This window comes from Streptomyces bobili (assembly GCF_002154575.1).
GTDB classification, from domain to species: Bacteria; Actinomycetota; Actinomycetes; order Streptomycetales; family Streptomycetaceae; genus Streptomyces; species Streptomyces bobili.
Window position 1 is genome coordinate 1 of sequence record NZ_MUBA01000906.1, and the last position, 809, is coordinate 809.

Annotated in this window: 1 pseudogene; it reads left to right on the forward strand. The window is 77.4% G+C overall.

Features of this window, described 5'->3' with window-relative positions:
• Nucleotides 1–809 (forward strand): annotated as a pseudogene (locus BZL64_RS38620) (hypothetical protein); the annotation flags it as partial.

The window sequence follows — 809 nt, forward strand, 5'->3', positions numbered from 1 at the left end:
CCACCGCCGTACGGCGGTGGCGCCGGTCCTGGTCATCGGCTCCCCGTTCCTGTGGTGGATGCGGGTGGGCGAACTGCGCGCCGTCCTCGCGCCGGTCGTCGCCGGTACGGGCCCTTCGGCGCACCCGGACATAGCGGCGGCCCGGCGCTTCGTGCGCGGGCTGGACGCCGCCGTGGCCGCGGCGGCCGACCGTGGCCGCAATCCCGTCGTCCGTCCGCTGGGCGCGGGCATCGGCTGGGTCGCCCGCCTGCTGCTGCGGAGCTGCCAGGTGCACGCCGCGGAGATGGAGCGGGGCGTGGCCGCGGCGGCGGCCGACCGGGCCCAGTCCGTGGACTACGGGGTGCGGATCGTCGCCCAGGAACAGGTCGGGCTGGCGTACGCCGGCTGGGACCGGCTCCTCACGCGCGTGGCGCTGCCCGCCTGGCGGATGGGCCGCTGGCCCTCCCGGCTGGACGCGGGTGTGGTCGCCGCCCTCACCGAGCTGTCCCGGCGCGACCGGCTGGCCGAGGGCTTCGCCTCCCGCCTGGGCGAACGCCCCGCCTGCGATCTGCTGGAGGAGCCCGGCGCGGTCGACGAGGCCACGTCCCTCCTCGCCGCCCGCCTCTTCCACGGCGGCCCCGCCGAGACCGGCCCCGACTGGTCCCCGGTCGCCTGGCAGGAGTATCCGGACGAGGTCGTCGACCGTAAGTGGCGCACCGACGCGGCCCGTCTCCACCGCGTCCTGGACGTCCTGGGCGTCCGCCGCACCACCCCGGCCGGGGACATCACCACCGCGGACGGTCCCACCCTGGCCCGCGTACTGAACCACC